The sequence below is a fragment of the Bradyrhizobium hereditatis genome (assembly GCF_020329435.1).
GTDB lineage: Bacteria > Pseudomonadota > Alphaproteobacteria > Rhizobiales > Xanthobacteraceae > Bradyrhizobium > Bradyrhizobium hereditatis.
In genome coordinates, this window is record NZ_JAGKJK010000029.1 from 16,756 (window position 1) to 35,725 (window position 18,970).

Here is an 18,970-nt window from a genome sequence, read left to right on the forward strand (position 1 = left end):
CGATGGCCGCTTCCGTCTATGCCTCGCCGCTGGAGAAGGGCTGGTATTATCTGCACCGGCTGATCTGCGGTGCTATACTTCTATTCCTCGTTGCTCCGATCCTTGTGATCATTCCACTGTCGTTTAATTCGGTGCCATTCTTCACGTATCCAATGCCAGCGCTGTCTTTGCGCTGGTATCACGATTTTTTTTTCACCGAGCGCTGGCAGGGCGCACTGTATGTTTCCATCTTCGTTGCAGTGTCGGTTACGATACTCTCGACGGTGCTGGGGACACTTGCCGCACTAGGCCTCAGCCGGCCGAAATTTCCCTACCGCACTGCCGTAATGAGCCTCCTGATCTCGCCCTTGATCGTGCCCGTCGTGATCACAGCAGTCGGGATGTATTTCTTTTATGCCGATTTGGGCCTGCTAAACACCTTCACCGGGCTCATCCTGGCGCACACGACCTTGGCCACGCCTTTCGTCGTCATCACCGTCACCGCAACATTGACAAGCTTTGACTACTCGCTGGCCCGCGCAGCAGCCGGGCTTGGTGCGCCACCAATTACCGTCTTCTTCAAAATCATTCTGCCGCTGATTCTGCCGGGCATGATCTCTGGTGCGCTATTTGCTTTCATCTCCTCCTTCGATGAGGTGGTGATTGCCCTCTTCGTGGCCGGGCCCGAGCAGCGCACCTTGCCGAAGGTTATGTTCTCCGGCGTTCGCGAGGAGATCAATCCGACCATCACCGCCGCCGCCACGGTGCTGATTCTCATCTCTATCGCCGTGCTGACCACGGTCGAGCTGCTGCGCCGGCGCTCGGAACGCCTGCGCGGGATTCGCAACACCTGACATGTCGACTGCAACCGGCCGGGGGTACATGCATTGCCGAACCTATTGCGCGGTAAAGCCGGTTTAGCCGCTTTTGCCGTGTGCAAGCTCGGTCGACGAAGTTTGCTGGAAAGATTCCACCGGCCATTGAAAGGAGCCAAACCGTTGCACGAATGACCGTCAACGAAAAAATCGGTGCTCGCCTTCGTTTCATCAGGCAGCGCAATCGGCTCTCGCAGCGCGAGCTAGCAAAGAGGGCTGGTGTGGTTAACTCGACCATCTCCTTGATCAAATCCGGTCAAACCAATCCATCTGTGGGAGCGCTGAAGCGCATCTTGGATGCCATTCCAATCAGTTTGGCGGATTTATTTTCGTTGAAAGAGCAGGGCAGGGAGCAGATCTTCTTTAAGAACAAGGATCTGACGGAGATGGGCAAAGGCGTAGTTTCCTATCTTCAGATAATACGGCTGGTCGTTCAATGCAAATTATGAAAGAGACATACACGCCGGGATCCGACACGGGAAAAGTTAAGCTCGTTCACGCTGGTGAAGAAGGCGGAGTTATCATCAGTGGACGCCTGGAGGTCACAGTTGACGATGAAGCACGTGTGTTAGGCCCTGGCGACGCATATTATTTCTCGAGCCTCCGGCCGCATCGATTTAGGTGCATAGGTCGAGAGCCATGCGAAGTCGTGAGCGTGTGCTCGCTGCCATCGTTCTGATTGCTTCAAGCTTATGTGCTCTCATCATGGAGAGCGAACGTCTTGATCGCCTATGTCGATGTTTCAGGCTTGCGTATCATGGAAAACACCCCGTTCTTGACTCGCGACCGCAACACATTGGTTCCCAACGAGGTTGCGAAGGGGGCCTGGGACCCCAAATCGCTGCACGGCCCCGTCGTCATCGGTCTGCTTGACTTTGTCATAGAGTAGCGCCACTTGGAACCGGAATTCGTCCCGGTACGACTCACGGTCGATATGTTTCGCCTGCCTAGCATCAATAAGCCAGTGGACGCGACGACGGATCCGCGACGGCATGCGCATTCGCGTGGTGGAAGCGGAGTTCTTCTCGGACGGCGTGAGCATGGCGCGCGCCTCCTGTCAGCTCCTGCGCAAGACGCAGAACTCGGACGGAAATATTTGGTCGCCACCCAATTGGGACGCGCCCAAGCCCGCCGAGCTTCCGCCGCCGACTGACCCGCGCCTCGGCATTTACGGCTAGTGGGCAACGCGTCCGATCGTCGGCCGCGTGGGCTCGCTCGGGCCGCAGCCGCAGTGGAAGAGGGGGGTGCGCGAGCTCGTCGATGGCTCACCGTTGGCGCCATTCGCGCGGGTTGCTGTGTGTGCTGATTTCGCAAGCCCCTTTGCTAATGCGGGGATCGGGGCCTTTCTTTCATCAATAGTGATGTGACAGTCTATCTGCATCGCCTGCCGGTGACGGAATGGAGTATCCCTCCGTTGAGGCTTTCAATTACCCACAAATTCTACTCCGACCGTGGCGCCCAGCGCGATGTCAGTGAGGCGTGACAGCCCGCGCCACATGACGGTATTGCCAGGCGGCGGATCGCTGGCGCGGGCGAGATAACCGCCGAGCCGGGCGATCTTGATCAGATAGTGCGAGAGCGTTTTCTGTCTTGCTTTTGGTTTGTCGTTGACGAGGCGATCAAGCACGCCGATTTCAGTCGCAGTCAACGCGAGGGTTGGCGGCGCGTCTGGGGCGGAACGGTTGAGCATCGTCATCCAGAAGACCCGCCAGCTCAGGATGCAAAAGAGCGAGATCAGATTGGTCAGACGCTGGGCGGTCCTGAGCTTCGACTCCTCAGCTTTGCAGCCCGATTTGAGGATCTTGTGGAACACCTCGATCTTCCATCTCAAACCATACCATTCGAGCTTCTCAATGGCGTCGGTGCGGGAACCAACAGGCAGGTCGGTGATCAGCTTCCAATCGATCTTCTTTCTGTTTTTCGGCGTCCCGCGCTCTTCGGCATGGATCACCGTCAGGGTCAGAGCGGGATAGCGCTTCTGCTTTCCGATCGGCGGCAGGACGCGAATCTTGCGATACCTGATCTCAAGAACGGCCTGGTCGGGATCGCCGTTGCTATCTCTGACTTCGATGCGATGGAGCCCTTCGACCTCGTCCATTTCGTCGGCGATCGTGTGATCCCCGTCTCCAGCCAAGCGGTCGACGCAGGTCCTGATCAGGAAATGAGTTCCGATCTCCTGTGCTGCGCAGAAGAGCTCGTAGATGTCACTCTCGCGATCACCGATATGGATGCATCGTCCCGGATGATCCAAGAGTTGCGTAGACTGCTTGAGATTTTCCAACCACCGGACGCTTTCCTTTTTCTCGATGGGAATCCGGGTCGGATTGATCTTCTTTTTAAGCGCTGCCGTCCCCTTGAATTTCTTCCGGGTCCAGAACTTAACGACCGCCAACCCCAGCGGCACCCCCTCGATTGTAACCGCGAGGCTCGAATGCATCAGGATGCCGCAAACCGTGTGCGATCTGAGGCGGCCCGCCTTATCCCGTCCACTGTTTATGCTCTTGGTGATGCCGATCGCTTCTGACTTCTTGCGTTGATAGCTGAACTCGGTTGTGTCGTGCAGCACAAGAACGAGACCTTCAGCGGCGGCGGCACGATCACGTGTCGATTGGAAGTGGCCGGCCAGAATGTCCGCTTCGCTGACCCGCTCATTAGAGAAGAAGCGATAGGCTGCCTTGGTATTCGCCCAATCCTGGCAGACGAGCGGAATGCTTTGTCCCATGGCGCTTCCAATCTGCGTGAGCAGTTTGCGGAATCTGCCGCCGAGCCGCGCGTCCCTAAACTCGCATCCACTACTCTCTCGATCAATCCAACATTCACCTTCCAAGGATCGCAAACAGCCTTTTGCCGATCGATCCCTTAATCTCAGCCCCATAGAGCACCCCTCGCGAATCAGGTGCTCAGCAAGGAATCACAAGTGATTCTTTCGACTCAAGATTTCGCCGATCAGCGGATCCGTCCGAGTGGTCAAAGTTATGGGTAATTGAAAGCCGTTGAGGGCCGCCTTGTTTGACGGACGCGCGCGCTGCAGGTCCTAGGGGGTAATCCTAGGAAGAAGCGCTATGACGATTTCGCGGGCAGAGGTGATCACATCGGTCGAGCGGCGGCGTCGCTGGTCGCAGGATGAAAAGGAACGGCTAGTTGCAGCAACGCTCGAGCCCGGAGCCACTGTTTCCGAGGTGGCTCGCATGGCCGGCCTTCATGTGAGCCAGCTGTTCAGGTGGCGCAAAGAGCTTTGCAAGCACAGTGAGACGAGTATAGCGCCGTTAGTGCCGGTCAAGATTGGGCCGTCTGTGCCGCCGCGGGATGTGGCCGAAGCGCCATTGACGACGGCGCCGGCGCGTCGACGGAGGAGTCAGGGCATCATCGAGATCGATCTTGGTAGCGGACACCGAATCCGGGTCGATGGCGACGTTGATGGAGACGCGCTGCGTCGAGTTCTCGATGCCCTGGTGCGCCGATGATCCCGGTTCCGACCGGCGTACGAGTGTGGCTCGCGACAGGCTACACGGATATGCGCAGAGGCTTTCCGTCGTTGGCACTTCAAGTGCAGGAGGTGCTGCGCAAAGACCCGCTTGGCGGTCATCTGTTCGTCTTCGCGGTTGCCGCAGCGATCTTGTGAAAGTGATCTGGCACGATGGCCAGGGAGCATGCCTGTTTACCAAAAGACTCGAGAGAGGAAGGTTCATCTGGCCATCGGTTGCCGGTGAATCGGTAACGATCTCACCGGCGCAGTTGAGCTATCTGTTGTCCGGGATCGATTGGCGCAACCCTCAAGAAACCCAGCGTCCGACGCGGGTCGGATAGCCGCTTTTACGGTTTGCATCTGCTGCTTGATCTGATTCAATGGCTTCATGATATCGAAGCCGGACGATCTTCCATCGGACCTTGTGAGTGCCCTGGCGGCGCTGCAGGCCGAGCGTGAGGCGCGGCTGCAAGCCGAGGCGGTGGCTGCCAGTGCGCGGGCGGAGCTGTCGGACAACGAGGCGCTGATCGCGCATCTCGAGCTGCGGATCGAGAAGCTCAAGCGCGAACTGCACGGGCAGCGCTCCGAGCGCACGGCGCGGCTGCTCGAGTAGTTGGAGTTGGAGTTGGAAGAACTCGTCACCACGGCGAGCGAGGATGAGCTTGCCGCGCTGGCCGCAGCGGCGAAGACGCAGAACGTCCGCCCCTTTATGCGCAAACGGCCGGTGCGCAAGCCATGGCCGGATGACATCGAACACGAGCGCGTCGTCATCGAGGCTCCGACGAGCTGCGCCTGCTGCGGCGGATCGCGGCTGGCGAAGATCGGCGAGGATGTGACCAAGACGTTGGAGGAGATCCCGCGTCGCTTCAAGGTCATCGAGACGCTGCGCGAGAAGTTCACCTGCCGCGATTGCGAGAGATCAGCCAGCCGCCGGCGCCGTTCCATGCCACGCCGCGCGGCTTCATCGGCCCACAATTGCTGGCGACGATCCTGTTCGACAAGTTCGGCATGCATATCCCGCTCAACCGCCAGAGTGCGCGCTTTAAGGCCGAGGGGATCGACCTGCCGTTGTCGACGCTGGCCGACCAGGTCGGCCACGGGACCTTCGCCGTCATGCCGCTCTTCCACTTGATCGAACGCCATGTACTCGCGGCCGAGCGCCTTCATGGCGACGACAGTGTGCTGCAGAAGCACACAGAAAGGATGATCGAGATGATCTGAAAATCTGTGGGCACAAGCTGTGGCAGCGATGAGGGTAGGCCCCTCGGGATCGACTTTCAGGAGTAGGTCTCAAATCACTTCAAGCGCCTTCGCTTAAGAGGCGCGGTCGTGAGCGTTGAAGCTAACGGTCGAGAATACCCGAACGGATAGGCGTCCGAGAGACGAATGAAAATGAACCCGCCGATGAACCGTCGTAACGTGGAAATCGTCGTCAAAACCAGAGGTGTGTCGTCCCTCTGGGATGAGCCCGCCGGAAGCCTGGTGACCGGGCGGGTGGCGATCGGCGTTGAGGGGGCGTGAATCGGATGCAGGCGCTGCCGCGGAACTGCAGGAACCAGTCGCTCAGAGGCGAGATTACCGAAGCGGAGCACTGGGACGGACCGATCTGTGTTGGCGACGAAGGCTCGTAATGGGGCCGGAGCGAAGGGATCGGATCAGGTGGGCTGGACATCGTCGCAACTGACAACAGGAGGACGACGGTGAACCAGCCGAGCAAACCGTTCAACATCGACAAGAGAGAGGTGTACGAAGCATATCTGCAGGTGCGATCCAATGGTGGCGCAGCCGGTGTCGACGGAGTGACGATTGAGCAGTTCGAGTCCGACTTGAAGAGCAATCTCTACAAGATTTGGAATCGAATGAGCTCAGGCTCTTACTTCCCGCCACCTGTTCGCGCCGTCTCCATTCCAAAGAAGAGTGGGGGCCAAAGGATCCTCGGGGTGCCCACTGTGGCAGACCGCGTGGCACAAGCGGTTGTCAAACAACTGATTGAGCCGGCTCTCGACGCAATCTTTCTGGCGGATTCTTACGGCTACAGACCCGGTAAATCGGTTCTCGATGCCGTAGGCGTGACGCGCCAGCGGTGCTGGAAGTACGATTGGGTTCTGGAGTTCGACATCAAGGGACTGTTCGACAATATCGACCACGAGCTTCTGCTGCGGGCCGTCCGGAAACATGTGACGTGCGCATGGGCGCTGCTCTACATCGAACGATGGCTGACAGCGCCGATGGTGCAAGAGGATGGAACAGTGATCGAGCGAAGCCGCGGGACCCGCAATAGGGCGTGGTGAGCCCGATTCTCGCCAACCTCTTCATGCACTACGCATTTGACCTCTGGATGGCGCGGACGTTCCACGCTCTGAGGTGGTGTCGGTATACGGATGACGGGTTGGTACATTGTCGGAATGAGATGGAGGCGCAAAGCGTTCGCGAAGCGCTCCAGGCTCGGCTGGCGGAGTGCCGCCTGGAACTGCATCCTACGAAGACGAGGATCGTCTACTGCAAGGATGATCGACGCCGAGGTAAGAGCGAGATGGTCATGTTTGACTTTCTCGGCTACTGCTTCCGGCCACGATCGGTTCTGGGGCCGCATTCGCAGAAGATGTTCTGTGGGTTCACCCCAGCGGTCAGTAAATCAGCGCTGCGGGCGACGGTCCGAGGCTTGAAACTTCGCAGGCGAACCGAGGTGACGCTGGACGATATTGCTCGCGAGCTAAACCCGATGGTTAGGGGGTGGATCGCTTATTATGGGCAATACACCCGCTCAGCGCTCTATCCGCTGGCACGCTACATCAACCAAACGTTGGCTATTTGGCTGAAGCGAAAGTACAAGCGCTTCCATCACCGTTTAGGACGCGCGCGTCTCTTCCTGGAGAAGATCGCGCGTGAGAACCGCAGGCTCTTTGTGCATTGGCGACTCGGCGATGGCGGCAAGCTTGCCTGATGGGGGCCGGGTGAGGCGAGAGTCTCACGCCCGGTTCTGCGAGAGGCTGGAGGTGAAATCCCTCCGGCCTACTCACCCCACCATCCGTATCCTGGCGAAGGGCAAGTGCACGACCGGGCGGATCTGGACTTATGTGCGGGATGATCGGCCCTTCGCCGGGCCTGCGCCGCGGGCGGCGGTCTATTACGCCTCGAGCGACCGACGAGGTGAGCATCCCCAGAAGCATCTGGCCGCCTTCGCCGGTATCCTGCAAGCCGATTGTTACAACGGCTTCGAGCCGCTGTTCGACCCGCAGAAGAAGGTGCTGCCGATTACGCCGGCGTTTTGCTTCGCCCCAATGCGCGGCTGGGCTTCTTCGAGCTGGCTGACATCGAGAAAAATGCTCGGGAAGGTAAGAAGGGCAAACCGGTCTCTCCGATCGCGCTGGAGGCGGTCAGATGCCTCGATGCGTTGTTCGAGATCGAGCGCGCTATCAACGGTCGCGGCGCGGACGAGCGGCGCGCCGTGCGCCAGGAAAAGAGCAAGCCGCTTCTCGAGGACATGCACGCCTGGTTGCTGCGTGAGCGCGAAACCCTCTCGCGCTCCTCCGAGGTCCTGAAGCCTATGAATTACATGCTCAGGTGCTGGGACGACTTCGCCCGCTTCCTCGACGATGGCAGGATCTGCTTGACCAACAATTGCGCTGAGCGAGAGGCATCGCCTTGGGAAGGCGCAACTGGACCTTCGCCGGCAGCCAGCGCGGCGCCGACCGTGCCGCCATCATGCTGACGATGATCACGACCTGTCGCCTCAACGAGGTCGATCCCAAGGCCTGGCTCGCCGACGTCCTCGCCCGCATCGCCGATCTTCCCGCGTCGCGCCTGCACGAACTGCTGCCCTGGGAATGGAAGCTCCTGCGCCAAACCGACCAGCCCTCCGATCAGCAAGCTGCCTGACCTTCACGCAACGCCATCTTAGAGCTCGCCGTGCCCGCGCGCATGCGTCAATCAGGCGGTCTTCGTCGTATGCGTACGGAATGGATCGGCTTTGTGGTGATGAATCATCGTTCGGCCGAGGGTGTATCGCGATCGGCGAATGCTGGCTGTACGACGAAGTGGGCCCGATCGGTACCTCGACGGTCGCCGCGCTCGCTCACCGCAAGCCCATGCCGATTCCGTCGAGTCGCTAGCCACCTGCAACGATCCGGGAGCTCGCAAACAAGTATGGATTTTCGAGGCGGCGCGGAATTGCAAATAACTCGCGCTTATCTTATTGCGACGGATCTGAGTAGACCCTTGAGCACCAGACTGTAATCTTAGTTTTCGCTTACTAGCAACAGGCTGGTCAAAGTTTCCACCTGCGTCGGCCCGCCGGTACTTCGCGCGCGATCGGCACAACCCGGCAAGCGACGGCAACCGCCGCTCCACCCGACGAGGCGCCCAACGAACGCTCAAAATCGAATGGATTCCGCGTCGGCCCGCCATTTCGGCGTGCTTCGGTCGTCGGCGCCATGCACATTTCAGGCACCGTCGAACGTGCGAAGGATATAAAGCCGGCCTGACGGAAGCGTGCGGCGAGCGTCGAATCGTTTTGAGCCCGGGTTCCATCGAGAAACGAGGAACCCATGCTGCGTGGGCATCCACTGATGCAAGCGCGGAGTTCTTCAAAAGAAATGGGAGGCCGCTGAACTTGCTGGCGACAACCTTGTGCCGGGAAGCCTTGTCCAAGGCTCCTTTGACGTCCCAATAGGATATCCATGTTGGTCTTTTTGTTGAAACGTTCCGCCGCAGGCTCCCCACTATCCGGCATGGCAGGAGAGACGCCCCGTTTGACGCATAGTGCCGCTGAAATCCTGGCGCCGATCGGGAGAGCACGCAGCCTTTGTACGCGACGACACCGGCGTTCTGCTGCACACCTCATTCGGACTTGACAGCGAGACCACATCTACAAGGCGGCAGGGTCGCAGCTGCGAGAGAATCCTCTTCAGTTATCTCGTGCGTGGCTTCAAACGAAGGCTAGCTCAGAGTGCGTTTGAACCCCCAGATGCCGTAGCGGCATTCGTCTCAACATGCTGCGCATTCACGGCGATAACGTTGCACGTACGTTACTCGCAGAACGGCGTGAGCTTGGCGGTAGCACTTGTTGATGCAACTGCCAATAAGCGACAGTGACGCTATCCGGATGATCGCGAGAGCCGCTTGACTCCGGCGATTTCAGCTTCACACCGGACCGACGGCCGCTCTGGCGCGTGCGGTACATTTATGAAGATCGATGAGCGTCGAGGATAGGGAGCCGTCAACGCTGGACAGGACCTTCGCAAGCACTGAGATTTCGTTCCGGCGATCCCGTATGATGCGAATTCCAAATCCCTCGCCAGTTTCCTTTTAGTCGATTTGCAAAGTTGGCGTTGGCTTTTGAACGCGGGTCCCCAGCTCAGGAGAGAATATTGCACGCCGAAACAATGGCGCACGCGAGTGGATACCGATGCGTCGCCTAAGAAGCCTTCGGGCCGCTCGCTCAATCCGGCTCTGAAATGACTTCATGAGAGAACTGCAGTTTTTCTTTGGAGTTTTGTGGTTCACTTAGCTTGTGCGACCGCAGTTATTTTCATTGAATTGCGCTATTTGTGACCAACCGACTCTCGACCAAACGCAGGCCCTCGGACTTGCCGGCACGCCGGCGGCCTACTGGCAATTGGCCTAACAGGACAATGCGCCGATCTCGGCCGCGACGAATGGATCGGCCTGATGATCGATCGTGAAACCGCCACGCGCGCCGACCGGCGTCTGACCAATCGCCTGGCCGCAGCAAAGCTACGCTTCATCGTTGCCTGTATTGAAGACATCGACTTCGCGGCCCGGCGGGGGATTGACCGGCGCAACACTCTGCAGCTGGCACAAGGCCCTGGCTGAAAGCCCAGGAGGACCTCATCGTCACCTGCTTGACCGTGGCCGAAAAAAACTGGCCGGTGTGCGCCTTTGGACGCCAGGCCGCCAGGCTCGATCATTCCGTCTTTTATTTGCGGATGCCGCGCCTGTTCGAAGACCTCGCCATACCTCCACGGCCGCTTCCCTCGCCTCATCGATAAGCTTGCACGTGTCCAGTTGCCATCCCGACGACTGGGGCACCCACACCCTCAACAACCAGCAGCGCCTCGATCTCCTCGAAGCCTTCGAAGAACGCTGCAGGCGCAAATCCACCCTGATAACCGCCCAGCTGCTCATTACCCGATGGATGATATGATCGAAGAACCCACCATCGCCGACGCCATCCCCAACCGAATCATCCACAACGCCTATCGTGTCATCCTTGAAGCGCACAGCATGCGAAGGAAAAAGCCTCGCGCCCCTTCACCGACGGCCAAAACAGCAAAACCAATACCTATCGACTTCAACAACAAGGCAACCAAAACCCAGCGCCACCACGCCGTCCGCGAATTAGTGAAACTGCTGTGCCTCAGTGAGCGAAACCGCGGTCCCGTTCTTGCGAAATACGCAGTTCAGGACATTGGGCGGAATCAGATGCAGCCCACCCGCGCAAAGGCAAGGAGTTGGCGCTGATTACTCCGGACGAGTGCTGACAGCCCTGGTTAGCCGGAATTGGTCGAAAGGCCTTCGAACGCAGAACCCAATTGACGACACGGCTCATTTTGCATGAATTAGGGGTCGAGATTCACGATCGATGTCCGGAACTACAATGCTGTCATATCGCTGCTTCTGCCCGACGATCACAATGGCACCCCTCGGTGTGAGAGGGCTACCCGTCGGAATTCAGATGTTGGACGAAAGCATACAGTCGACGGTCTAGCGGGAATCCGCTCGATGATCAACGAAGACATTCAGCGCGGTCCGTCTGAGGTTCAAGGCCGCTTTTCTTGGTGAGCTCCGCAAGAGGAGTCACAACTCACAAGCCAAGAACGCGCTAACAGCTCGGTTGCCGCCGGTTCGATCTCTCACAAGGGCGCTGCCCATGAATTCGACCTGTTTGGTGCTCTCTACGGCGAAATCTCTCGCAAATGGCGCTCTCGTGCCGAATTCACGCGTCGATGCGTATCTCGTTGCATCAAATCGATGTCGATAGACCGTTGCTATGTAGAATTAAATGGGAGGGAGGAGCAAATAGTCCGGCATCGGTCTGGGGTGATCAAAGTTCGGCATCGAGGAATAGCAGGTAAGATTTTTTCACAGATTGGCGGCCTCGACAACTTTTGAAAGGATGCGAATGACCAAAAAAGCGTGCTTTCGAGGGTTTTTTACTGCCCTGGTCACGCCTTTTGATGAAGGCGATCTGGATGAGAAGGCGTTTCGCAAACTCGTAGAATGGCAGATCGCGCAGGGAATACATGGATTAGTCCCCGTCGGGACTACCGGCGAGAGTCCGACTCTCTCTCACTTACACAAAAAGATAGTTGAGTGGTGTGTCGATGAAGCTAGGGGAAGGGTGACGATAATCGCTGGTGCCGGCTCAAACTCCACATCAGAGGCGATAGACTTCTCGAGACACGCGGAGAAGGTGGGCGCGGACGCGGTATGGATCGTTACGCCGTACTACAACAACCCAAGCCAGGAAGGCCTCTTCCAACACTTCAAGATGATTAACGACTCGATCGGAATTCCTATAATCATCTACAATATCCCAGGTCGTTTTGTCATCGATATGTCACTGGAGACGATGAAACGGCTTTATGAATTGAAGAACATCGCCGGGGTAAAGGATGCGACCAACGACTTGGGCCGCGTGTCGCAGCAACGCGTCGCAATGGGGCCCGATTTTATTCAATTCGGGCGAGAACATTACTGCGCTCGGCTTTATGGCTCATGGTGGCCACGGCTGGATCTCCGTAACCTCGAACGTAGCTCCGCGCCTTTGTGCTAGCTTGCAAAACGCATGCTTGACAGGGCACTACTTGACGGCGCTCGAACTGCAAGACAAGCTCACGCCCTTGCATGTTGGTCTATTCGCTGAGACGAATCCTGCGCCAGCCAAGTTTGCGTTGTCGCTGATCGGTAAATGTTCGTCGACGGTTAGATTGCCGATGGTACCGATTGCCGAAAAGACGCAGGCTCAGATCCGCGAAGCCATGCAACACGCTGGTTTGATCGATTGACCTCCGCGGCGCGGCATGTATAGATCTGGATTTAGCCCCCGAGACGACCGACGAGCAGTAACCGGGCTGAAGAGCGGACCTCGCGAAACAAGAGAGGCTCTGCCGAGGCGCGCTCGCGAGGATCTGAGCCACAGGACCATCACCTGAGCGTTCATGCTGCTCACGTCAAACCAATTCTATGATCGCGACGCTGGTCTCGTTGACGCCCGTCAAATCGACGTGCGTTGCTTCGAACACCCTGAGCTTAGGCGACTGAATCGTGGGCCATCGGTTCCGCACGGGCCTGCATCCAGAATCCCAAAAGCCCCCAGACGGACCGTGCTCCGCGGAGCACGCGCATTCCCGCCACAAAGAGAGCAGATCAGGCTCCGGGCGCACAACTTTGAGGATGGCCGAGCCTATGGACGCGAGCTTGAGTTACGGCATCAATTCGATGCGTGAGCTGCAGGGCGCCTCAGAATGCGGCGATCCCGCCAAGGAGACGCGACCTCAAATCGCGGATAACTTAAAACGTTCGCGTTTATTGGCTAGCGCACAATTTCGCCTTGCTCCACATCGACGAATTGCAGCGCCGCGTGCATTGAGCTGAGGTCTATCAAGGATTTTCCGCGTAGAGCAGCCTGGGGCAAAGCCGCGCGAGCTCCGTCCCGCCGCTGTAGGTCGCCGAGCTTGCAACAGACCGGCTTCGACGCAGGCTGGGAGGATCTATGGTTAGCCGCGGCGGCGCCCTCGTGAATGCCTATTTGTCAGGATTCGGCGTCCTCAACCGACGACAGCGGCGATCGTCAATCGGCAGAGGCTCGTAATGTCGTAGACGGGCAATTTCGCGATGCGACGGATTGCCGCTGCGGCCAACGGAAATCCCGCACACTCGAATAAGAGCAGCCCGATATCAGGATGCGCGTCGCGGAGGCGCGCTACGCAGGCTGCGACATCCGTCTCGATCGCGGCGACGTCGATCGGTGGCGCTGGACGCTTTAGCTCGTCATGCCAGAACTTACCGCCTTCGATGCCTCCCACGACAATTCTCGCCCGCTCGGTCGGGTCATCAATGCCGAGCAGATCCTGGCCGCAATGCGTCGAATCGTACGTCAGAACCGCGATCTTGGCTGACGGCGGGAGCTGGCGAAGCAACGCCGGCAGAAGGAGCAGACTCGACATCACCACAGGGACATTCACCGACGCGGCCACAGCTGCCTGATGCCGGATAGAGAAGCCGCAGTTCGAGCTGATTGCGATAGCGCCTCGATCGACCAGCCGCCGGGCGGCAGCGATATAGGCCGGCGCAAGGGCTGGATCCCCGCGGACGACATTCTCTACCCAAGCTCCCTCGACTGTCTCCGAGATGATCGGAAAGTCGAATGTGGCCGGATTCACCAGCGAGCCGGGCAGCGGCGTTGGGCGGGACGGAGCGGGCTGCAGCCCGCGTTCGAGGAGCAGGACTCCAAGAGATGGTTGGGTTTGCGATGTCATGGATGAAAGATTAGCGCGCTTTAAAGCCGAATTCCCTTAAAAAAGAGCATGCTACTGTGGAAATTATGCACTGATTGGAAGAATACGAAACCATCATAGGATCACGCCATCGATGATGGCAGAACTCGCGAAATTTGATTACACGATCGGGCTGCGATAGAGATCGCGGCAGATGGGGGCTATAGGCGCGCGCGGAGATCGATCTCGGTAGGAGCACGGCGGAAATGCCGCGCCCGGCCCGCAGGATCGTCGCATGAAAAGCTTCGCATTCTTGCAATCAAGCGCAGAATTTGGCCATACGATAGTCTACATTGGAGAATTTCGGCACCTGGCCCGGCTGATGTGTACGCGAGAAGAGAGGTGACGCCACTGAATGCTCTTCGAGCCGATGCTAATGCTACGCCGATGAGCGTCTAGTGAGAATGATGGTTGCCCGCTCTTGCTGCTGACTTTGGTGGTTTGATTACCGTGTTGCTGCACCGAAGGTGATCTCCGGAATTGGACGCCAATCTTCTCCCCTCGACAGGATGACCATTACTGGAGATATATTGGACGAACATGTAATGTCCGCGCGTTACCGCGATTGGTGCGCCAGCTTAGTTGCCTGGTTCTCGTGCTTGCTGGTCGCATTGTGAGCATATTTGAGGAAATGCGCCTTGATCTAGAATTTGGCGTGCAGCCGATGACCATGACCTGCGGGCGGTATCGAACCCCCTTCATTTCCTGCGGCTTCGCTATTGGATCCCCACAGCATACGCTTGTTAATAATTCCGCTCCATGAGGATGGTCTACAAGCTAACAGTGGGTGCTCGTCGGCATGCTTGCTGACTAGTCGATATGGGCATTCTGTGCTGCTCACCGCCGTATTTCGCGCGCCGCCGACGGCTTGAGCGCCCGGGGAGTATCTTGACGTGATTTGCTCCGCTCTTTCCCTGGCTAGATTTGAAAATAGTTATACGAACAGTCTTGGCACGATCAACTAAGGGATAGTTGCAACTATGGAAGCACACGTTTCGGCCTTTTCGTCGGATGACTGGTCGCCTGCGCGCGATGCGAGTCCTGTTATCAAAGGCGTTCACGCGATGCTGCGTCCGCCCAACATTGTGATAGTCGATGCTACCGACAAACCGGGCAACTATGCCGAGCGCATTTGGAACAATCTGGTCAAGTACAAGTACGAAGGCGGGCTTTATGCTATAAACGCCAAGCGCGACACGGTCTGGGGCGTGACCTGCTACAAGGATTTCGCCTCTCTTCCCGAAAGCCCGACCATGTCCTGGTGCTGGTGCCGGCGCGCTTCGTCGTCCAAGTACTGCGCGAGGCTGCCGCCGCAGGCGCGCAGTCCGCAACCATCGTCACATCGGGCTTCAGCGAGTTGCAGGACCATGCGAGCCAGCGGCTTGCCGTTGAACTTGAGGCCGCGGTGCGTGAGACCGGAATTGCAATAACGGGTCCGAATTGCCTCGGCAATCTGAGTGCGGGCGAAAAGCTCTTCACCAATATAGACGAGGATCGTCACCATGGAGCAGGGCCCGGTCGCGATTGCCGGTCAATCCGGTGCTATCGTGATGATGATCCGCCAGGCACTGGAGGACCGCGGCGTCGGTGTCGGCTATATGGTCACGACCGGCAACGAGGCCGGACTGCAGACGCCGGATCTTATGGCATATTTCGCCTCCGATCCCTCGATCCGAGTCATTGTGGTTTATCTCGAGGGCGTACGCAATACGGAGGCATTTCGGAATGCTTGCAAGGCAGCGCGTGCCGCCGGCAAACCTGTCATCGCGCTGAAGCTCGGGGCCTCCGAGGGTGGACGCGCCGCGGCCATGGCGCATACCGGCGACACTGGCTGGCTCCATCGAGTCCTTCGACGCAATCTCGACCCGCGAGGGCGTGATCCGGGTGCGCGGGCTCGATGAGCTGGTCGAAACCGCGGAATGCTTCGTTCACGCTCAATTGCCCAGAGGCGACCGGCTCGCCGCGGTGACGCTGTCGGGCGGCAAGCGCGCTTCTGATTGACGCGTTCCATTCGGCGGGGCTCAACTTTCCCCCGCTCGGTAAGGACGTCAGCGAGAAGGTGTCCACGATGCTCGGGCCTGGCTCAATCATTGGCAATCCACTGGATGCCGGCTTTGCCGCAGTGGTCGATCCATCGATTTATATGAAATCAATCAAGATCATGATCGAAGATCCTGATACCGACATTGTCATCATTGACGCCGAACTGCCCAAGGCGCCACATGAATTGCGCGAGCGCAATTTGCGCGTCGTCAACGAGATGGCGAGCGCCGCGTCCAAGCCCGTGATCTACATCAGCCCGATGTCCATCGGCTTTACCGAGCACACAAAGGCCTTGCGTAAGTCCTTGCCGAACATCGCTGTCATGCAAGGTATGGACCGCGCGGTCGGCGCAATCAAGGCGATGATTGACTATGCTGCGCTCGACAAGGACGTGTTTCCTCTTCCAAACCCCAAGCCCCGGGCGCTGCTCGAAAAGACGTTGAATCGCGCTAGCGGCGCGCCGCTCGACGAGATCGCCTCGAAAAAGGTGCTCAAGGCCTATGGCATCCCGATCTCGAAGGAGGCGATAGCGCAGACGGCCGAAGAGGCTTCAGCCGTCGCGAAGAAGATCGGTTTTCTCGTCATGGCGAAAGTGGTCAGCCCCGACATCTTGCACAAAACCGACATCGGGGGCGTTGTGCTCAATCTCAATAATGCGGCCGAGGTGAAGAAGGCGTTCAACGACATCGCCGCACGTGTAAGGAAACTTAAGAGCAAGCCAAAACTCGAAGGCATTTTGATTGCGCAGCAGGTCAAGGCCGACCTCGAACTCGTAGTAGGCGCCTCACTTGATGCTGAGATGGGACCGGTGGTGCTATTCGGTACTGGTGGCATCGACATCGAGTTGATGAAAGACGTGGCGCTGGCTGGCGCGCCGATTGACGCCAGCGAGGCGAAAAGGCTGATCAGCCGCACCAAGGCCGGCGTGAAGATTAGGGGTTACCGTGGCAAACCGGCCTTGAACGATACTTCTGTGATCAAGGCGCTGGTCGGACTCTCCAATCTGATTGCCGATGCTGGTGGCCGCATCGCCTCAATCGACGTCAATCCGTTCCTAGTCACTGCCAAGCTTGGAGCCGCGGTGGATGCACTCGTAGTATTGCAAAATGATACAAGGAACAGGGCTGACCAATAGCAATGCCCGTATCAACCGGCCTGAAGCTGTCAGCGAAGCTTCCGCTGATCAGGCGTAGGCAATCTCCGCTCCAGGCGATGTGCCCATCGAGCTTGAACACACTTGCTGTCGCTGGTGCAAATGAGATTAGAGATCGCGATGGGCGTATCCGCGCCGCAGAAAAATAATCAGGAGAAACGCTTATGTCGGTAGCCCTGCAAGCGCGTGCTCGGCGGGCCGTTATCGGCCCAGATGCTGGCCGATCTCGGCGACGAGGTGATCAAGATTGAGCGGCCGGGCACCGGCGACGACGGCGCGCTTTCCACCCGACGCACCTCACCGACCCGGGAGGTAATGGGAACAACAACTCGTCATATCTTTGCGCCAACGCAATAAGAAATCGGTCACCGTCAACATCCCCAAGGCCGAGGCCGGACATCATCAGCGTCCAAGGGCGCCGACGTGTTCATGGAGAACTACAAGGTCGGCGACCTCAAGCTACGACCTAGATTACGAGTCAATCAAGAAGATCAATCCGGCATCGTCTATTACTCGGTGCGCTTCGGTCAGACCGGATCTTACGGGCCGAAGCGCGTCGATGCGGACCAGTGGCAGTCCGTCACCGGGATCGTGAAGAATATGATCTATGGCGGCTCGCTGCGAAAATACCATGACGTGTCGACGGCACCGAGCTTGTCGTGCGCGAGCACGTCGCATCAGGCGACGGGCCAACCGGGCGACGAGGCGCGACTTGAATGACTGCGCTCTGATGTACGATTCGTAGGTGCTAGAGACGACAAGCCTGATGATCACGCTTCACAAGCTCGGCAGACACCATTGCGCTTACCTGTCTGGCTTGGACATTGAAAATACGCCGTTCTTGACTCGCGACCGCGACACATTCGTTCTCAATGAAATTGCGAATGGGCAATCGGACTCCAAATCGCTGCACGACCGGGTCGTCATCGGTCTACTGGTGGCGTCGAGGGCTTTCTTGCGAGTCAGATGCGGAGTAAGCTCTTGCAAACTTGTGCTGTGTCGAGCCACGACGAGCTCTCCAAGAACATGACGCCGCTCGCCCCCAACTCGGCTAAATCCACCCAATTCAAGCTGGAAGGGAAGGGGAGGAAAACAATGAGCCTAACGTCGTTCCCCTGGGTCAATCCACCCAATTTATTGGAAGTCAAAGAGGCTTGCTCGAGCCGATCGATTACTCGATCTACAAGAAGGAGGAGCTAGAAGGTCTCGTCAATTACGCCAAACATCCGTTTGGTGTTGCCGCGCTGTTCTACTCTTTCGTCATGGCCTACAACACTGAGGTGTTTCCGGCGAACAAGCCCCGGCCGACTTCTTGGGCGGAGTTCTGGGACGTCAAGAAGTTTCCTGCCGCTCGCTCGCTCGTGTCCGGCGCGTTGGGAGGCGAGGGCCCTTGGGAAGAAGCCCTGCTGGCGGATGGCGTGGCCCCGGACAAAATCTATCCGATGGATATCGATCGCATTTTCGCCAGCTTGGACAAGATCAAGCCGCACATTCGGAAGTGGTGGGCGAACGGGTCCGAGATCCAGCAAATCGTGCGGGATAAGGGGGCGACCATCATGAATTCCTATGATGCGAGGGTCAATCTGCTGATCGATCAGGGGGCGCCGCTCGAGATCAACCGGAACCGGTCCAAAGTGACTTGGGACTACTGGGCGATACCGAAGGGCAGTCCGAATGTAAAGAGCGCGCAGAAGCTCATCGAATTCGCCACCCGCGCCGACCGCCAGGCGGCGCGCGGAAAGCTTGTTGCCTTCGGGCCGACAACCTCGACGCTTTCAAGCTAATCCCGGAGGAGGTGGGTCGCAGGCTATGTAGCCACCCTGAGCACTTTGCGAAGCTCATTCCTATCCAAGTGGATTGGTACGGTCAGCGCGGATCAGACGGCAAGTCGAACACCGAGCGGCTTCGCGAGCGCTGGAACGAGTGGATTCTT

Annotated in this window: 13 protein-coding genes and 8 pseudogenes; 18 read left to right on the forward strand and 3 right to left on the reverse strand. The window is 58.1% G+C overall.

Features of this window, described 5'->3' with window-relative positions; translation table 11 throughout:
• Nucleotides 1–2: 2 nt before the first annotated feature.
• The 4 genes and pseudogenes from J6524_RS35370 (at nt 3) to J6524_RS37780 (ending at nt 2,032) form a co-directional block, all read left to right on the forward strand.
• The gene (locus J6524_RS35370) at nt 3–833 is read left to right on the forward strand and encodes an ABC transporter permease (protein WP_225678509.1); all 831 of its coding nucleotides are present in this window, start codon (nt 3–5) and stop codon (nt 831–833) included.
• Between the two features lie 152 nt (nt 834–985).
• Nucleotides 986–1,533 (forward strand): annotated as a pseudogene (locus tag J6524_RS35375) (cupin domain-containing protein).
• Between the two features lie 42 nt (nt 1,534–1,575).
• Nucleotides 1,576–1,743 carry a hypothetical protein gene (locus J6524_RS37775; protein ID WP_312002534.1) on the forward strand — a complete coding sequence of 56 codons (168 nt, stop codon included), beginning with the start codon at nt 1,576–1,578 and terminating at the stop codon, nt 1,741–1,743.
• 103 nt (nt 1,744–1,846) lie between these two features.
• Nucleotides 1,847–2,032, forward strand: coding sequence for a hypothetical protein (locus J6524_RS37780; RefSeq protein ID WP_312002535.1), 186 nt, complete (start codon nt 1,847–1,849; stop codon nt 2,030–2,032).
• Nucleotides 2,033–2,277: 245 nt separating this feature from the next.
• On the opposite strand, the gene J6524_RS35385 is transcribed toward J6524_RS37780, so the two are convergent.
• Nucleotides 2,278–3,729, reverse strand: a complete 1,452-nt coding sequence (locus tag J6524_RS35385) for an IS4 family transposase (RefSeq protein ID WP_225678510.1) — start codon at nt 3,727–3,729, stop codon at nt 2,278–2,280.
• A 187-nt stretch (nt 3,730–3,916) separates the two neighbouring features.
• On the opposite strand from J6524_RS35385, the gene tnpA reads away from it, so the two are divergent.
• The 7 genes and pseudogenes from tnpA to J6524_RS35415 form a co-directional block, all read left to right on the forward strand.
• On the forward strand, nt 3,917–4,318 hold the full coding sequence (tnpA, locus tag J6524_RS35390; protein ID WP_225678511.1) for an IS66-like element accessory protein TnpA: 402 nt from the start codon (nt 3,917–3,919) through the stop codon (nt 4,316–4,318).
• A pseudogene (tnpB, locus tag J6524_RS35395) lies at nt 4,315–4,661 on the forward strand (IS66 family insertion sequence element accessory protein TnpB). The gene tnpA and the pseudogene tnpB overlap by 4 nt, the downstream one beginning before the upstream one ends.
• A gap of 47 nt (nt 4,662–4,708) precedes the next feature.
• A pseudogene (locus J6524_RS35400) lies at nt 4,709–5,505 on the forward strand (IS66 family transposase); the annotation flags it as partial.
• Nucleotides 5,506–5,706: 201 nt separating this feature from the next.
• Nucleotides 5,707–5,841, forward strand: coding sequence for a hypothetical protein (locus J6524_RS37510; protein WP_283843378.1), 135 nt, complete (start codon nt 5,707–5,709; stop codon nt 5,839–5,841).
• 179 nt (nt 5,842–6,020) lie between these two features.
• Nucleotides 6,021–7,264, forward strand: a pseudogene (gene ltrA / locus J6524_RS35405) (group II intron reverse transcriptase/maturase).
• Nucleotides 7,265–7,343: 79 nt separating this feature from the next.
• Nucleotides 7,344–8,199 (forward strand): annotated as a pseudogene (gene tnpC, locus J6524_RS35410) (IS66 family transposase); the annotation flags it as partial.
• 75 nt (nt 8,200–8,274) lie between these two features.
• Nucleotides 8,275–8,432: pseudogene (locus J6524_RS35415) on the forward strand (acyl-CoA thioesterase domain-containing protein); the annotation flags it as partial.
• A 155-nt stretch (nt 8,433–8,587) separates the two neighbouring features.
• On the opposite strand, the gene J6524_RS37785 reads toward J6524_RS35415, so the two are convergent.
• Nucleotides 8,588–9,187, reverse strand: a complete 600-nt coding sequence (locus J6524_RS37785) for an amidase family protein (protein ID WP_312002536.1) — start codon at nt 9,185–9,187, stop codon at nt 8,588–8,590.
• A gap of 803 nt (nt 9,188–9,990) precedes the next feature.
• Here J6524_RS37785 and J6524_RS37515 point away from each other — a divergent pair.
• From J6524_RS37515 to dapA, 3 genes and pseudogenes are all read left to right on the forward strand, one after another.
• A complete protein-coding gene (locus tag J6524_RS37515) occupies nt 9,991–10,155 on the forward strand; it encodes an ATP-binding protein (protein WP_283843379.1) in 165 nt (54 codons plus the stop codon).
• 327 nt (nt 10,156–10,482) lie between these two features.
• A complete protein-coding gene (locus J6524_RS37520; protein WP_283843380.1) occupies nt 10,483–10,803 on the forward strand; it encodes a hypothetical protein in 321 nt (106 codons plus the stop codon).
• Between the two features lie 661 nt (nt 10,804–11,464).
• A pseudogene (dapA, locus tag J6524_RS35430) lies at nt 11,465–12,350 on the forward strand (4-hydroxy-tetrahydrodipicolinate synthase).
• 762 nt (nt 12,351–13,112) lie between these two features.
• Here the strand turns inward: dapA and J6524_RS35435 are convergent.
• Nucleotides 13,113–13,727, reverse strand: coding sequence for an aspartate/glutamate racemase family protein (locus tag J6524_RS35435; protein WP_312002537.1), 615 nt, complete (start codon nt 13,725–13,727; stop codon nt 13,113–13,115).
• Nucleotides 13,728–14,821: 1,094 nt separating this feature from the next.
• Between J6524_RS35435 and J6524_RS35440 the strand changes: the two are divergent.
• The 4 genes and pseudogenes from J6524_RS35440 to J6524_RS35455 all read left to right on the forward strand — a co-directional run bounded on the left by J6524_RS35440 (nt 14,822) and on the right by J6524_RS35455 (nt 18,821).
• Nucleotides 14,822–17,019: pseudogene (locus tag J6524_RS35440) on the forward strand (acetate--CoA ligase family protein).
• 204 nt (nt 17,020–17,223) lie between these two features.
• Nucleotides 17,224–17,394, forward strand: a complete 171-nt coding sequence (locus tag J6524_RS35445; protein ID WP_225678514.1) for a CoA transferase — start codon at nt 17,224–17,226, stop codon at nt 17,392–17,394.
• A gap of 72 nt (nt 17,395–17,466) precedes the next feature.
• Nucleotides 17,467–17,757 carry a hypothetical protein gene (locus J6524_RS35450; RefSeq protein WP_225678515.1) on the forward strand — a complete coding sequence of 97 codons (291 nt, stop codon included), beginning with the start codon at nt 17,467–17,469 and terminating at the stop codon, nt 17,755–17,757.
• Between the two features lie 434 nt (nt 17,758–18,191).
• On the forward strand, nt 18,192–18,821 hold the full coding sequence (locus tag J6524_RS35455) for an extracellular solute-binding protein (protein WP_249789782.1): 630 nt from the start codon (nt 18,192–18,194) through the stop codon (nt 18,819–18,821).
• The last annotated feature ends 149 nt before the right edge of the window (nt 18,822–18,970 follow it).

What these genes read in the sequence shown, in the direction of transcription:
- J6524_RS35370 (WP_225678509.1), top strand. Translation starts at nt 3, where the DNA reads ATGGCCGCTTCCGTCTATGCCTCGCCGCTGGAGAAGGGCTGGTATTAT.
- J6524_RS37780 (WP_312002535.1), top strand. Translation starts at nt 1,847, where the DNA reads ATGCGCATTCGCGTGGTGGAAGCGGAGTTCTTCTCGGACGGCGTGAGC.
- J6524_RS35385 (WP_225678510.1), bottom strand. Translation starts at nt 3,729, where the DNA reads ATGGGGCTGAGATTAAGGGATCGATCGGCAAAAGGCTGTTTGCGATCC.
- tnpA (WP_225678511.1), top strand. Translation starts at nt 3,917, where the DNA reads ATGACGATTTCGCGGGCAGAGGTGATCACATCGGTCGAGCGGCGGCGT.
- J6524_RS37510 (WP_283843378.1), top strand. Translation starts at nt 5,707, where the DNA reads ATGAAAATGAACCCGCCGATGAACCGTCGTAACGTGGAAATCGTCGTC.
- J6524_RS37785 (WP_312002536.1), bottom strand. Translation starts at nt 9,187, where the DNA reads ATGTGGTCTCGCTGTCAAGTCCGAATGAGGTGTGCAGCAGAACGCCGG.
- J6524_RS37515 (WP_283843379.1), top strand. Translation starts at nt 9,991, where the DNA reads ATGATCGATCGTGAAACCGCCACGCGCGCCGACCGGCGTCTGACCAAT.
- J6524_RS37520 (WP_283843380.1), top strand. Translation starts at nt 10,483, where the DNA reads ATGATCGAAGAACCCACCATCGCCGACGCCATCCCCAACCGAATCATC.
- J6524_RS35450 (WP_225678515.1), top strand. Translation starts at nt 17,467, where the DNA reads ATGGAGAACTACAAGGTCGGCGACCTCAAGCTACGACCTAGATTACGA.